Source organism: Brevibacillus sp. HB1.2, from assembly GCF_013332495.1.
Classification (GTDB): domain Bacteria; phylum Bacillota; class Bacilli; order Brevibacillales; family Brevibacillaceae; genus Brevibacillus; species Brevibacillus porteri.
Window position 1 is genome coordinate 36634 of sequence record NZ_JABMIU010000010.1, and the last position, 14416, is coordinate 51049.

Here is a 14416-nt window from a genome sequence, read left to right on the forward strand (position 1 = left end):
ATCAGTGTAATCATAAAACAGGCAGGTCTCCTGGCTCGAGGATCATCGCTCTTCTTCTCCTTCCCGCTCCCGGATGGGCAGTGGATGGCATGATGCCTTGAAGAACAGCTACTCTCTTACAGTGGCGGGACCGCGTTGGCTTTTCACCAAACTTCCCTTTTAACCTTGCTCCTGCGAATCGGTTTCGCAAAAACAAGGACCTGTTTCTCTTCCATATGTAAATGTCGTTCGTTCCGTTGACAAGCACTTGCTTTAATAATAGCAAAAGCTACCGAGGATTCAAGCAAAAGCTGCTGATTCGTCGCTGGTGACTATTAGCAGAAAATTTAAGATAATGACCGTTTACATGCCTGATGTTTTTCGTTACCCTATTGGCAAAACAATCGAAAGTGGTGTGCAGTCATGCTATTTCCTCCGATTCCAAAAATACCAGACATGGTCCTGCCCAGCCCACTGCCGATCAAGGAATGCGGCGAACCGATGATTCCCCTCTCTTCCCTTTCAGCTCAAATCACAGTCTATCCAGCCTACTACCACAAGGGCTATGCCGGAACACAGCCAGAAGCCTTTTTGCGAGAAGGGGCAGCACACAAGCTCGCCACGGCAGCCGCGCAACTGCCTGTTGGCTACAAGCTCGTCGTGTTGGACGGCTGGCGCTCATTTGAGGTACAGGCATCCTTGTATGATCGTTTCCGTGAAGCCTTGCTATTACAAGGCTGGCAGGAAGGACCCGCCCTCACGGAAGAATTGAGCAAATTCGTCGCTTATCCAACAACAGACCTCTCCAAACCGTCCCCTCACCTATCCGGCGGTGCAGTGGATCTAACTATCGCAGGGCCTGATGGCTGGCTGGAGATGGGGACCGTCTTCGATGATTTCAGTGAACTGGCTTCCACTCGCTATTATGAAGAGCTGGCACAGTCTAAGCAAAAAGACATCGAAATTCGAGACAATCGCCGACTGCTTTATCATTTGATGACGGCTGCCGGATTCGTCAACTATCCGAAAGAATGGTGGCATTTCGAATACGGAACGCGCACTTGGGGACAAAAAACGCAGAAAGAGCCGATTTATGGCGGGGTTTTGTCGATGTAACCACAAATAATCGAGCAAGGCATGAGCCCGGTCGATACCGTACTCATGCCCAGATGGCCGCCCACTCTTCAAACTCAACAAATTCCTGTACCTCTTAGGTCACTGGTATTTCAGAAGATGCTGCTGAAACCAAAAGGCTTTTGTTGTATTCAGGTGACAATACAATATTTGTATAAGTTCCGTGCCCTGACACATAGTGATAGGAATGCTCGACGCCTGCTGGGATAAAAATAGCTGCTGGACTCTCAACAGTCTTCTCTTCTTCACCAAGTTGAACATGACACACCAGACCAGTGCCATCAGGTGCATCTCCCCAAAAGAGGAAGGCACTGTCACAATGATGCGCATGTCTGTCTACATGTTTTTCAGGAATACCGGACAAATCGCATAATCCAAATATCCTTTGGATCACATAAAATGAGGCTCGCTCATCAACACGCGAATCCATCATAACCCAGCGTATCCCTGGACCGTCACGATGATACTGTAGCTCTGAAGCACCTTTTGGAAACGGCTTTCCTACCTGTAAGGAAACAGGCAGCTTTGGGCTTCCTAGTGGAGGACGCTTTTCTTCGAGAAGCCGTGTTCTTCCAATTGTTTCGGGAGGAAATGGCTCATACGCTTTGGAATTCCTCTTTACGGCTTGGACATGGTAAGCCGATGTATGCGTAAAAGCATTTTGCCCAGCGATAGGGCGCAGTTCGTCCGGTCTATACCCTGTCGTCATACGGATCGCTTGTACAAGCTCGGGAATTCTATCCAAAGAATAACGATGATCATTTCGAAGCTTTTGCAACGCAACAGTAAGCTGGATCAAGTCAGTAATACCAGCTCTTTCGCCGATTCCTAAAATTGTCGCATCAATGACAGAAGCGCCTGCATCAATAGCCGCCAGCGCATTCGCTTGAGCAAGACCAAGATCATTATGCAGATGAACTTCAATTTCGCATCCAAATTCCTCAATGGCACGAGTTACAATTCTTTTGCATGTATCAGGCTCCCATATCCCGACAGTATCTGCCAAACTAATGCGATCTGCGCCTGCCTGCAAAGCAACATGACCTAAGCTGGATATCTTTTCCCACTCTGTCCGTGAAGCGTCTTCAATCGTGAATCTAACCTGTAAGCCAAGCTTTTTTGCTTCGATAACAGCTTGTTGGACTTTCTCTTGTATATAGCTTTCCTGGTGATGACTGAATTTGGTTTGGATAGACACATCATTAATGGAAGCCCAAATCCCCACCCAGTCTGCTTTGGCGCGCTTTACTGCATGTACTTCTTCAACAGTAGCTCTCGCATGCATTAATATTTGCGCTCGTCTTGCCGATTGAGCCACTTTTCGGCAGATTTCTTCATCCACGGCAGAAATTCCAGGATGGCCCACTTCTATGAGGTCTATCTGATAGCTTTCCAAGAGATGCAGGATGCGAATCTTGTCTTCGCATGTGAAGCGCACGCCAGATTGCTGCTCTCCTTCTCGCAGTGTTGCATCCAAAATTTGAAACGGCTTCATTTCCAGCACATCCTTACGGGTTTACTTCCTTTTTCAGGAATTCGTCTGTTTCACGCAAGAGTTGATCACGATTTTTTTCATACAACACCCAATGTGTTGCATCTTTGATAACCACTTCTTGTTTTGCAGATGCATGGGTCAGCTTATGGAAGAGGGACTTATCGGCAAAAAAGTCCAGATCTCCTCGAATGATCAACACTGGCGTCGTAATTTTCGCTGCATCAAAAATGGGTTTGTCCGTCCAGATGTAATACAGATCTACCAAAGGTCCCATTGGACGGCGGATGGATTGTTCAGGTTGCTTGCTGCTGTTAGGATCAGAGTTTACGAAGACCTTGGATACAGCATTCATTGCCTCACCGGAAACCAGATCACGTTTATCTAGCATCATGTGCCAATGGTGCATGGCCTTGTCAAACTGGACAACCTGGTACGCTGGTAATTGAGGATTGATTTCACCTGGCTTCCCTTTTGCTTCAAATGGAGTTGCCATCAAAGGCAAAGAAAAACCATGCATAACACCATAAAGCACGAGTTTTTCAATATCATCGGAATGTTCAGTCGCGTACATCCCCGCAACAACTCCACCCCAAGACCATCCTACGATACTGATTTTATCTACTTGTCGCGTTTTCTTTATGTGCTGGACGACAGCCTCCAGATCTTTAACCGCCTCAGTGGCACGGACGACAGGAGCATTCTTTACAGGTGGTTGATCCATCTCAACTGGTCGGGTAGAATGCCCAAACCCTCGGAAGTCCATCGCCCATGTGTCGTAACCTTGCTTTGCGTATTCTTCCATCCAGGAGTATCCCGGAACATCAAATGCTTGGGCGGTAGGTACGCTAAACGGTTCAAGAAACAATACAACCTCATTATTGGTGAACTTTTCCTTGTTTTTGGCACTCAAATGCCTCACATATAAGGAGACGTCCTGATCGATGCTTGGCACTTTCAGCTCTTCCGTTACGATTTCACTGGTTGATTCCACTACAGATTGAGCTTGTGTTGTACTATTTTGATTGGGGGAATCAGGAGTTGAACACCCTTGAACAAGCAGCCCTAAAGATATGACTAGCATAAGAAAATGATTTTTCATTTGATGATTGAGATTCATAGTTTGGCACTTCTTTCAAAGTAGATTTAGAGGGTGCTAGAAATTGAAGATTCTTGACAGCAACGCAATGCATCCTGCTGCAATGATTAAGCCTGCAGGCAACCCATTTGTCAGTAGCACTGCCAAAAGTGTTCCAAGTGTTACGCCTATGAAAACAACCGGTTGATCTGGCAAAATACTTAAGCCTTTTCCCCCGACATAAGAGATGATAAAACCTGCTAAAATGGCTATCGTTGCTTTCCAACTGACCATTTCCTTGCCAAGGGAGATGAAATCATATTTTTCTTTGGCAATCGGAATCAACAAGAATACCATTAGACAAAACAGACCCACATGGAAAATTGGTTTTTGGATTGCATCCATGACAGGCACTGCTTTTAGCAAAGATAATCCGAGCAGCAAGAGGGAAGCGTAGACGAGAACCAGATCCTTTGCCACTAATGACAAGAGGGCGATTACCAGTAAGATAATGGTGGTATGCAACATAGGAGTCCTTATAGTAGCGTGTTATCCCAGCTTCCCTCTGCCGGGGCTTCCACCTGTACCATTTGGACGGAAGCTAAATTGACTTTGACTAGATTGGGAGCAACGGCTGGCAATAGGTCTGGTCTCTGAATGATTAGTTTGAATGCCTCAAAGCTAGCCAATACGCCGACGATATTCGCTACCGGAGCAAGCACTGCCCATGGAGCCTCTCTCTTTACATAGGCATCTGCCCATTCAGGTAAAGCGCCTTGCGATACGGAATACTTTGCACGCTCGTCTTTGATCTGATTAATTTTTTCACGCATCTCTGGCGTGAGAGGCTGTTGATAGGAAGGGTGTCTCATGGCGACCTCATAGGGCAAGGAGTCGGGTGTCATGCACATGACTCCTCCGCGGAAAGGTGGTGTTACCGCAATCCAGATGGAGGGAATACCCATATCGGCTGCTGTTCTATGGATGATTACCCGTGCAACCAGATTATCCGTAGCATCTACAATCACATCTGTATCACCCAGCAGATCATGTGCATTTTCTTCGGTAACAAACTCCCTTGTTACCTTTACTTCCAGCTCTGGATTGATATCGTGAAGTATTTCCTTCGCTACTTCCGCCTTGGGAGAGTTGATTTTGCTGACAAAGCTGAGCATTTGGCGGTTGAGATTACTTTCCTCAAACGAGTCTTGATCGATGACATGTAGCTTCCCTACACCCATCCGGGCGAGTTGAATCAATGTGATTCCTCCCACGCCGCCTGCACCTACCACCGTTACTCTAGCATTTCGCAGTTTGGCTTGCTCCTCACTCGTAATGATTCCGAAATTGCGGGTAAAACTGTTGTTATATAATTCGTTATTTTCTATCAATGGCATACAATCATCTCCTTCGTTCTTTCAAAATCGTTATAGTGTTGCATAGTTCCACGTTCCATCAGGGGGAGTTGTCACTTTTACCGGTGTGTCCGTATCTAGATTAATGAGAACTCCTTTGGGTGCACGTGCCAACGGTTCTCTGCCCGTCAAGATTTGCACAGCTTCATGAAAGCTGAAAAGCGCTATGAGATGGGCACGAACTGGTGTAATAATCCAGCCAGCCTTTCCCTCACAAAAATCCTCTGCCCATTCCTTTGGAGCTCCTTCTTTGACAGAGTGCCAGGCCCTGGCTTTTTTTATGTCAGCAATCTCTTGGCGTAACGCTTCATTGGTCAACTTTTCCCCTGCTCCTGGAATGTTCAATGCTGTTTCGTACGAGATGCCGTCTGGAAAAAAGGAAGAGACAAACCCACGGGTTGGGGGGCTCCCTGACATGCCCACGCTTGGTATGCCCAGCTCACGAGCGGTCCGGTGGATGATGACGCGGGAGGGTATATCGTCCACTGCTTCAATCACCAGATCATGCCCTTTCATCAGTTCAAGCACATTGTCTTCATCAACATTTGCTTGGACGCATCGAACAGATATGTATGGGTTGATGGACTGAAGAGCTTCTTCAGCCGTCGCCGCTTTTGATTTACCCAATGAATGTACCGTTGCCAGCATTTGACGATTGATGTTAGAAACTTCGAATTCATCAGGATCTACTCCGGTGACCTGCCCGATCCCCATGCGGGCGCAAAGAATCGCTTCCATCCCCCCAACCCCGCCGAGTCCAAATATGATGACTCTTCCTTCCTTTAAGCGGTTTTGTTCCTCAGTGGTATACACGCCAATATTTTTCTTGACCATTTCCCAATAAAACGAATCCATTTCCAATTCTTCTTCCTCCTCTTTCCAATTTCAATTGACCAATTACATTTGCCATTATAGAGTTCCAGTTACTAGCAAAAAAATAGCTCGTTCTGACTATTAATTGGGTTTTATTTGAAATTTTCATGAACAAAAGAGAAATATTTTTAGCTAGAATAGACAAAATGAAAAGGCTTGAGTCCGGTACAATACCGAACCCAAGCCTTACACTCCCCTAATCTTACTGTAAGAAATCCGCCATAATGATCTCCGTATCAAAGGGCGTAATTCCCTCCTCCAAGGAAAATACTGTATCTGCCTCTTCCGCTTGATCAGTCAGCTTCCCCCTCGCCTGCGCATGAAGCATGAACAACTCATGCAGGGTAGGCTTCACCAACGAGGTGAGCGCTCTTCCCATCAGCTCCACCCCTCCCGCATTGGACTCCACATTGTTGGCAAACCGTGGATCGGAATTCAGGGCGATATCCGTCCAAATCACTTTTCTCTCCACGAGATCCAGAATAACCGGGATACAAATCCGCGTGTTTGCGGCGAGATCAACCTTGTCCTGTACCGTCTGCGGCTCGAAAATCTCCCCTGTCTGTGGCGCCGAACGAATCATCCAGCCTGCGAAGCATTCGGGCAAATCGCAATAAGGCTGACTCGTAAACGAATACAGGTTCATGACGACATATCGACCGCCATAGCGGATGACAGAATCAATGTCGATGTCGATGAATTCGCACGCGCCATTGGGAGCCTCCACAATATCCCCGCTATGGCACGCTTGATACTTGTCGGAACGCAGATTGGTATAGGAAATATGCTCCATGTATTTCCAGTTATCGTTATAAAGCACGGCAGACAAATCGATATCGACTCTGCCTGTAGGGACATCGTTGACGATACCTTCCCTCCACCACAGGAAAAAGCGAATGGTCCCTCCATCCGGGATCGATAACCGGGAGCCGCGTGCAATCGTGCGTAGTGCTTTGCTGGCGGATCGCATCGAAAACGGAACGAGATGCTCCTGTAGCCGCGGGTCGATATAGATGTTACCCAGCGACGGCAATTGGGCAAAACGGTTCAACAACGATGTCCGGCAAATATCCGCTGCCTTCTGTCTAATGTCCTCTTGCAGCCCTGGCACTCGGTTTTCAATTGCCTGTACTTTCGCCACTTGCCCTTTCGGAAAAAAGGTCCGCCATTCCCCGTAACTATCCCGTTTGTCGAAGTGATTCATGACTTGCAAAAGAACTGGAGTCGATACACCGTGCGCAATTTTCTCGAAGGCAGAAAGGACTGAACTCCCCTGCTCCGTCAAACGCAACAAATGATCCAGACGACGGGCAAATTCCCCTGGACGCTGTTCGAGCAGCTTTATCGCCATATTCACATCCGCACGTACCAACGCCTGCTCTACTTGGCTATTGAACGTCTCGACCTTGTGATTGTTGCGCAAAATATCGAATGCTTCTGCCGCTTTTGGATAGCGATCCTTATATTCAAACGGATGCAAGATTTCCCCGAGACGAATCCATCTGTTTTTGTAACGATTCATGTCTTCTACGATATTCGAGCTGGCTTCCAGCAGGCCGAGGAGCAGTCTTCTTTCGCCGCGCTTAAACTTGCGAAATTTCGCAGGCTCCGCCAAGCTCACATCCCCGTCAGACAGCGCCACTGCCAGACGTAGTACATCTGTCGCTGTCTTGCAATAGTGGGCAAAAAAAGTAGCAGGAAGCTTGTCATATTTGAGCAACAGGCTAGCAGCAATCGCCACGTTTTCCTTTTGGGGAATCTCGGCTGGGAGAGCTTCTGCGATTCCTTCATAGGCCTGAATCAAGCCCTCCAAGTCTTCCCTGTCAGTAGCAGAGAGCGAGCTATTGGAGCGGAGCAAGTTCATTCCTATCTGTAGCAGCTCTTCGTCTGTGCCCAGATGTATCAACTTCAGGCGAGACTCTCGCAGCAAAGGCAAACGTTTTTTCACTTCGTGCACAGGAAGGTCCAACGTCAAATAGTGAATGATCGCATTTACAAACAGCTCACCCTCGCCGGCCTCCATGACTTGCTTAGGAAAATTCGGATACATCGGCTTGTACTGTCGGGATGCCCCGATCTTTACCTTGAGCACAGCTACCACGTCCGAATAGAGCGCAAAAAACTCTCCTTCCGACAGCGTCCGGATTCTTTCTAGCAATTCCAGTGAAAAGGTATAGCCCAAGCTCTCAATATTACGTAAAGCCGCAGCTAAATAAGAGGTAGGCAGTTCATGCTGCTGCCCCTGATGTACGATGATTTTATTTTTCCGGCGAAGGTAGATTTGATTTTTCATTGGCATCACGAAAAAATCAGGAAAGCAGTACCCCTTATGGTGAACCAAACCTTTAGCTCAGAAGGAAGGTGTACAATAGCCTGATTTTTTATTCCTTTTTGTAATTTTTCACCATCTTACTTCAATTTTGCCAGATGGTAAAGCTTTCCGGGAGGAACGAGAAATAAATCCGTCCCCGGACCTAATTCGATTTCAATCCGCTGCCCGTTATTCCCTATTCTTCATCCCTGTAAAGTGAATACCAGAGTACCAAAACTTTACAGGAGGGAGAACTCGATTCATGAATCAATCTGTTATGAAAAATCATACAGCCCCCCCGTTCTTTCAAGGAGAGAAATGGTTAGTGTATACCGGCTTGCTTGGCTTCTTACTAGCTGCCATATGCGCACTCTGGGTCATGCTTTACGGAGGACCCGTCGCTCCTAATGGCGATGTCTCGAAAGCGTTTTCCTTTAATGCCGCACTCGGAATATTTTTATTATCGACAGCTGCCATCATTCCGTTATCTGCCCTGGGCACGCGTAGTAGAGCTTTCTTTCGCTGGTCTTATATCCTGCTTGCTTTCTATTCGTATGGAGCGGAAACCGTACAAAACTTCCGCGGCGTAGACCCGAGGTTCGTCAAAAATGGCACATCCTTTGACGTCGCTGTCGGTTCCATTTTTACTTTTGTGGCTCTTCTCTTGGTCCTCTTTTATGTATTCATTGCCATTCAGTTTTTCCACAGAAAAGCTTATTCCCTACACCCAGAGTTGGCAGTTGGCATCCGCTATGCAATGATTGCGGTTATGCTATCGTTTGCGGCAGGCCTCTGGATTTCATTCAATGATGGTCGAGTGGTCGGGCAACAAGGGAATATCATTTGGCTCCATGGTATTGGCTTTCATGCTCTGCAAGCAGTACCTTTTGTCGCTTGGTTAGCTGAACGTAAAAAACATGTGTCCACTGCTCGTACTGGCTTCATCCATCTCGCAGGTATCGCCTACTTGCTCGGTTTAGGTGCAATCGGCTGGCAAACCTATCTCGGTCGTGCTGTTTTGGAAATATCCGTATTTCCGATTCTCGCCGCCTGTTGTTTCTTGGTTGCCTTCTTTCCAATCGTTTTCTTCCTTCAACAAAAGAACAATGCAAAAAACCTCCACCATACTTCTGATATTCAGAACTAATTGATTGTCTCGATCTTTCGTGATACTTTGATACCAGTACCCGACATACGGTATCAGAAACGAGGAGATCGATCTATGACAGCGCGTATTGGACTTCCTGCACCTGATTTTACGATGGACACCGTAACGTTTGACAACGGATTTCCCCTGCCAAAGAGCTTGGTAGATTATCGTGGAAAATGGCTTCTTTTGTTCTTTTACCCTTTTGACTTTTCGAAAGTATGCCCGACGGAAATCCTCAGCCTCAACCGCCGGATCAAGGAGTTCGCGGATTTAAATGTCGAGGTGCTTGGCATTAGCGGCGACAGCATACATACACACAAAGCATGGATGAGATCGAGTGAAGGCATCGGGCCGCTCTCCTTCCCGCTCGCTTCTGATTACAGCAAAGAAGCGACCATTGCATACGGTGTGCTGGACGAAGCAACCAAAGCTCCGCTGCGCGGCAGTTTCATCATCGATCCAGAAGGTATCCTGCAATACGCAGTCATCTCCAACTCCAAGGTTGGCAGAAGCGTAGATGAGACGCTCCGTGTGATCGAAGCTCTGCAATCAGGCGGATTGTGCCCAATGGACTGGAAGCCTGGGCAAAACACGATATCCTAATCGATAGACATAAATAAAGGCCGCATGATCGCTTACACAGGATCATACGGCCTTTTCATTTTAATAATAGGCATAAAAAAATCAGGAAAGCAGTACCCCTAATATCGGATTGGGTTAGAAGGAAGGTGTACTATAGCCTGATTGATTCACCATACCATTATTTATCTTCTTTGTAAATACTTATCTGGACACGACCGGGTACGGAAACAAGTCAACGACACGCATGGTCTCCCCGCTTTCATTGGTAAACACGACATGCTCTCTTCTCAGCTCAGTCGGACTCTCCAAGCCACATGCTGCCGCCAGGGAGAACAAGCCTTCCCTCAACTGCAAAATATAGTTCATGACACGCCACTGCTTTTCTGCCGGAACCAACGCCTCCTGGTACTTGGAATCCGTCGTAGTGACCCCTGTGGGACATTTACCCGTATGACATTGCATCGCCATGATGCAGCCAGTTGCAATCATGAAGCCGCGCGCGGAGTTGACGCAATCCGCTCCCAATGCCATGGCGATCGCTACTTTGTCAGGAGTAACGAGCTTGCCGGAAGCAAAAATTCTGATGCGGTCCCGTACGCCGAACTTCCTCATCGTATCATCGAGAATGATAAGCGCGGCGAAAAGCGGCAAGCCCATGCCATCTGCCATTGCCTTATACATCGCACCCGACCCGCCCTCAGAGCCATCTACCGTGATGAAATCCGGATAAATCGACAGCTCCACCATCTTCTCAAAAAACGGCTCCAATCGCTTCGGATCGCCGACGACGATTTTCACACCGACAGGCTTGCCCCCCGCCTCCTGCAAACTGCCGATGAATCGCAAGGCTTCCTCAGGATTGGTGAGAAACTCGAAGCGGTTCGGTGAATTGACCGTTTGTCCCACTGGTACCAGCCTTGCTGCCGCGACTTTTTCCGTGACCTTGGAGCCCTCGAGGTGACCTCCGCGTATTTTGGCCCCTTGATGGAACTTCAGCTCAAACGCCTTGATGTTAGAAATGTTAGCCTTGTTCTTGAATTCTTCGATCGAAAACTTGCCCTTGTCATCACGGAAGCCGAACATCCCCGGCCCGATTTGCGAAATGATATCCGCGCCTGTCGAGAGGTGAACTTCTGCGACGCCACCCTCTCCTGTATTGATCCAAGAGCCGCCTGCCATACGTGCCCCATACCCTGTGGACATGATATAGTTCTCTCCCACTGCTCCAAAGGAGGTAGCCGAAGCACCAAACATCCCTTTCAGCCGCCAAGGCTGCCTTCTGTTTTCTCCCACGACAATGACGTCCTCATCATGTAGCAACCACGGCTTTACCTCTTGTTCCTCGATAAATTTTTCCCTTCTCGTGAACAGCCCTTCGTGGGTAATCTCGTATTTTCTGCCGGGGACGACTTTTTCATTATCAATACGCAGTTCACTCGTCAGCTTCGGGAACATCGCATTTGACAAATAGAAGCCGGGCTTCTCATAATCACGTTTACTTCCGAACGAGATCAGATCCGTCCGGTATTTTGACGCATACATGAGGCCCACGAAGTCGGCTCTGGAAAACGGTCTACCGTCTGTATCATCGTCAAACCAATACTGGCGAAGCTCTGGCCCGAGCTTTTCCAGCAAATAACGCATCCACCCCAAAAATGGATGGGACCGAATAATGGAGTGCTTTGGCTGTTTAGACAAGGCATACATGTAACCGAAAAATACAATGGGTGGTAAAAGAATGATGAAGATAATGACGCACAACAGAGTAGGTACCACTTGTGCTTACCCTCCCCAAACACCATATTCTAGTAAATCATGTCAAGGATAGGATGCAACAAGTTCTCTGTTTTTAATCGTATTTCTCATCATCCTCCCGTATTTGCCCATCTACGATTAATTCCAGCTCCGTTTCAAAATTCAGCATGATCTCTACAGGTAACTGCTCCGCAACCTCTGCCATGTCCGGCAGAAGCAGTGCATCCTCTATCGTATCAGGCTTCGTCTCCAGTTGATCGTACCACTCGCGGATTTGCTCCATCATGCGGTAAAACGAAGCCTCAAACTGATTCGCATCATCCTCCGCGTCGTCCTCGTGGCTCTTTTTCATCCGATCCCAATATTCCAGTGTCGTGCGCAGTGCTTTCTCTATGTTTGTATCCATTTATCGTCTCTCCTTTTCGCCTCTTCCTTCTCTTCCCTTTAGTATGACCGCTTTGATTTCACAATGCCACCTCAGGTGCAAGCCGCTCGCAACCTTCTATTTTTTAAAAATCGTTGCGTTTTTTGACACGTTTTATAGCCCGGTTGAGTCATACGAAAATGAAAAGAGGCTGTTATCCTAAATGTAGCTAGCAGCCGACTATCCGGCAATAAACGAGAGAGCTCTCTAGTGGAATAGGGGAGGATGCACCCTGTCATTGCGATGGAACAATCGAAAATTATCTCTCCCGCTACTTTTCGTCTCCGTCATTTGTATCGTTGCCCTACAGCTGCCTATCACAGCCAAGGCGACGCCTGCAGATTCTGACTCCTTGCAGGCGATGATTGATCAAGCACGCCCTAACGATACTGTTACCATCCCTTATGGATTGTACAAAGGTCCTATCCGCATTACCAAGCCGATTCAATTGGTGGCCAATGATCCAGTGAAGATCATCAATCCGACCGAGGAGGAGGCAACGCTCACGATTGAAAGCGACAATGTGAGCTTGCAAGGAATCCATATCGTGGACAAGCGAATCAACAGTGACGTAGCCGCTCTTGTCATCCGTGGTGATCAAAACTTTCTCGAGAATGTCATCGTTGAAACGAAAGGGATCGGTATTCAATTACGGCAAGCAGACTACAACACGCTGCACAACGTTCAAGTCATCGGAAAAATCAAAGGCGATGGCAGTCCAACGACCAGTACTGGACATAATCACGGAGCACAGCCTGAAGTAAAGCCAAAGCAAACGGAAAAAGCGAAACGAGGAAACGGAATTGACGTGCGTGAATCGCATCATAACCGTTTCATTAAAAATCAGGTAACGAATGTCGAGGATGGCTTTTACGTCGAAAATAGCGATCGAAACCATCTGGAACAAAATCTGGTGACGAATTCGCGGTACGGCTATCACTTCATGGGCACCTCTGATACGACGGTCATCAACAACATTGGAATGGAAAATGTGACGGGCTCCCAGCTTATGGAGTCGCGCAAATTGACGGTTACTGGGAATCAATTTTTGAAGCAGCAAAAAAATCCCGGTTCGCAAGGAATTCTTCTCATTACCGTACAGGATACGCTGGTTGCAAACAACACGATTGAGGGGAACCGCGTTGGACTGTATTTAGAGCAATCATCCGGAATTACGGTTAAAAACAATTTACTCAGTCTCAACTTTATCGGCATGCAGTTTTTGTCCTCTTCTGACAACGTATTAACCGATAACCAATTTGTCTCCAACGTCATCCAAGCACAAGCTCAGGATAGTCAGAACAACAACTTAAATAAAAACTACTGGGACAATTTGCAAGGACTTGATGTGAACGGAGATTCCCGCAGTGATTTGCCGTACGAGATGAATCCTTTTTATCTGGGTTTGACCGATGCGGTTCCTGCCTATCAGCTGTTTTTCCAAGCCCCGGGATTCGTGTTTCTGGAAGGCTTGTTTACAAGTGGAGCCGGCTCAGCAATCAAGGACGCATCTCCTTTAATGCAACCCTCGGACACCATGCTCATTGAATCCGGGGAAACGAGCGGTTGGGGTGCTGGCATTCTTGGACTTATCTTGTTAATAGGAAGCTGTTCTATCATTTATATAGGAGTGAAAAAATCATGAACAAAATGAAAAAATGGTGCACAACAGTCGGAGCAATTATCGGTATCAGCCTGCTAATGGTCGGCTGCGGAAGCGAAGAGCCAAAACCAGTAGATATCGCGGAAGGCGTAGACAAATGCGACCTTTGCAAAATGCATGTCCCTAACGATCACAATGCTACTGAAATCGTCTTAAAAGACGGAAAAGCCCTGAAGTTCGATGATCTCGGCTGCCTGCACAACTGGACGAAAGAAAATGGAACCGATAACGTGGCTGTACAATTTGTCCGCGATTACTACACAGCAGAATGGACAAAAGCAGAGCAAGCTACCTACGCTTACGACAAAGACTTCAAAACGCCAATGACGTATGGCATCTATTCCTTCAAAGAAAAGTCTGCTGCAGACAGCTTTGTTCAAGAGCAAAAGAAAGGCATTGTCATGAGTGCAGCGGAATTGAAAAATCATAGCTGGGAAAACGGCATGAGCAAGCACATGAACAAAGACGGTCAGTCTTCCGAAGGTCAACACAATGGTGGTCACGAAAGCAAACCAGCTGATCACGGAAGCAACAGTACTACCCCAACCACACACAACTAA

The 14416-nt window shown here is 47.4% G+C and carries 13 protein-coding genes and 1 riboswitch; of the genes, 5 read left to right on the forward strand and 8 right to left on the reverse strand.

Features of this window, described 5'->3' with window-relative positions; genetic code table 11:
- Positions 1–3 precede the first annotated feature (3 nt).
- A riboswitch (cobalamin riboswitch) is annotated at positions 4–219 on the reverse strand.
- A 183-nt stretch (positions 220–402) separates the two neighbouring features.
- Positions 403–1095 (forward strand): M15 family metallopeptidase, encoded by a 693-nt coding sequence (locus HPY28_RS20650; RefSeq protein WP_173623178.1) that lies wholly within the window; start codon positions 403–405, stop codon positions 1093–1095.
- A 94-nt stretch (positions 1096–1189) separates the two neighbouring features.
- Here the strand turns inward: HPY28_RS20650 and HPY28_RS20655 are convergent, their stop codons facing one another.
- The 6 genes from HPY28_RS20655 to HPY28_RS20680 all read right to left on the reverse strand — a co-directional run bounded on the left by HPY28_RS20655 (position 1190) and on the right by HPY28_RS20680 (position 8264).
- Complete coding sequence (locus tag HPY28_RS20655; RefSeq protein ID WP_174231295.1) at positions 1190–2608, reverse strand: LeuA family protein; 1419 nt, start codon at positions 2606–2608, stop codon at positions 1190–1192.
- Positions 2609–2621: 13 nt separating this feature from the next.
- Positions 2622–3725, reverse strand: a complete 1104-nt coding sequence (locus tag HPY28_RS20660; protein WP_174231296.1) for an alpha/beta hydrolase — start codon at positions 3723–3725, stop codon at positions 2622–2624.
- A gap of 36 nt (positions 3726–3761) precedes the next feature.
- Positions 3762–4211 (reverse strand): DUF441 domain-containing protein, encoded by a 450-nt coding sequence (locus HPY28_RS20665; RefSeq protein ID WP_174231297.1) that lies wholly within the window; start codon positions 4209–4211, stop codon positions 3762–3764.
- Positions 4212–4219: 8 nt separating this feature from the next.
- A complete protein-coding gene (locus tag HPY28_RS20670; protein WP_174231298.1) occupies positions 4220–5080 on the reverse strand; it encodes a HesA/MoeB/ThiF family protein in 861 nt (286 codons plus the stop codon).
- A 30-nt stretch (positions 5081–5110) separates the two neighbouring features.
- A complete protein-coding gene (locus HPY28_RS20675; RefSeq protein ID WP_174225374.1) occupies positions 5111–5959 on the reverse strand; it encodes a HesA/MoeB/ThiF family protein in 849 nt (282 codons plus the stop codon).
- Positions 5960–6173: 214 nt separating this feature from the next.
- Entirely contained in the window at positions 6174–8264 is a 2091-nt protein-coding gene (locus tag HPY28_RS20680; RefSeq protein WP_174231299.1) for a TerD family protein, read from the reverse strand.
- Positions 8265–8544: 280 nt separating this feature from the next.
- Between HPY28_RS20680 and HPY28_RS20685 the strand changes: the two genes are divergently transcribed.
- Positions 8545–9429, forward strand: a complete 885-nt coding sequence (locus tag HPY28_RS20685) for a hypothetical protein (RefSeq protein ID WP_174231300.1) — start codon at positions 8545–8547, stop codon at positions 9427–9429.
- A 75-nt stretch (positions 9430–9504) separates the two neighbouring features.
- Complete coding sequence (locus tag HPY28_RS20690; RefSeq protein ID WP_017247407.1) at positions 9505–10035, forward strand: peroxiredoxin; 531 nt, start codon at positions 9505–9507, stop codon at positions 10033–10035.
- A 180-nt stretch (positions 10036–10215) separates the two neighbouring features.
- On the opposite strand, the gene HPY28_RS20695 is transcribed toward HPY28_RS20690, so the two are convergent.
- Positions 10216–11790: a glutamate synthase-related protein gene (locus HPY28_RS20695; protein WP_174231301.1), complete on the reverse strand. Its 1575-nt coding sequence runs from the start codon at positions 11788–11790 to the stop codon at positions 10216–10218.
- A gap of 73 nt (positions 11791–11863) precedes the next feature.
- A complete protein-coding gene (locus HPY28_RS20700; RefSeq protein WP_017247409.1) occupies positions 11864–12175 on the reverse strand; it encodes a hypothetical protein in 312 nt (103 codons plus the stop codon).
- Between the two features lie 370 nt (positions 12176–12545).
- Here HPY28_RS20700 and HPY28_RS20705 point away from each other — a divergent pair, with 370 nt between their 5' ends.
- Both HPY28_RS20705 and HPY28_RS20710 read left to right on the forward strand, forming a co-directional pair.
- Positions 12546–13838: a right-handed parallel beta-helix repeat-containing protein gene (locus HPY28_RS20705; protein WP_173623253.1), complete on the forward strand. Its 1293-nt coding sequence runs from the start codon at positions 12546–12548 to the stop codon at positions 13836–13838.
- A complete protein-coding gene (locus tag HPY28_RS20710) occupies positions 13835–14416 on the forward strand; it encodes a nitrous oxide reductase accessory protein NosL (protein ID WP_017247411.1) in 582 nt (193 codons plus the stop codon). Before HPY28_RS20705 ends, HPY28_RS20710 begins: the two co-directional genes overlap by 4 nt.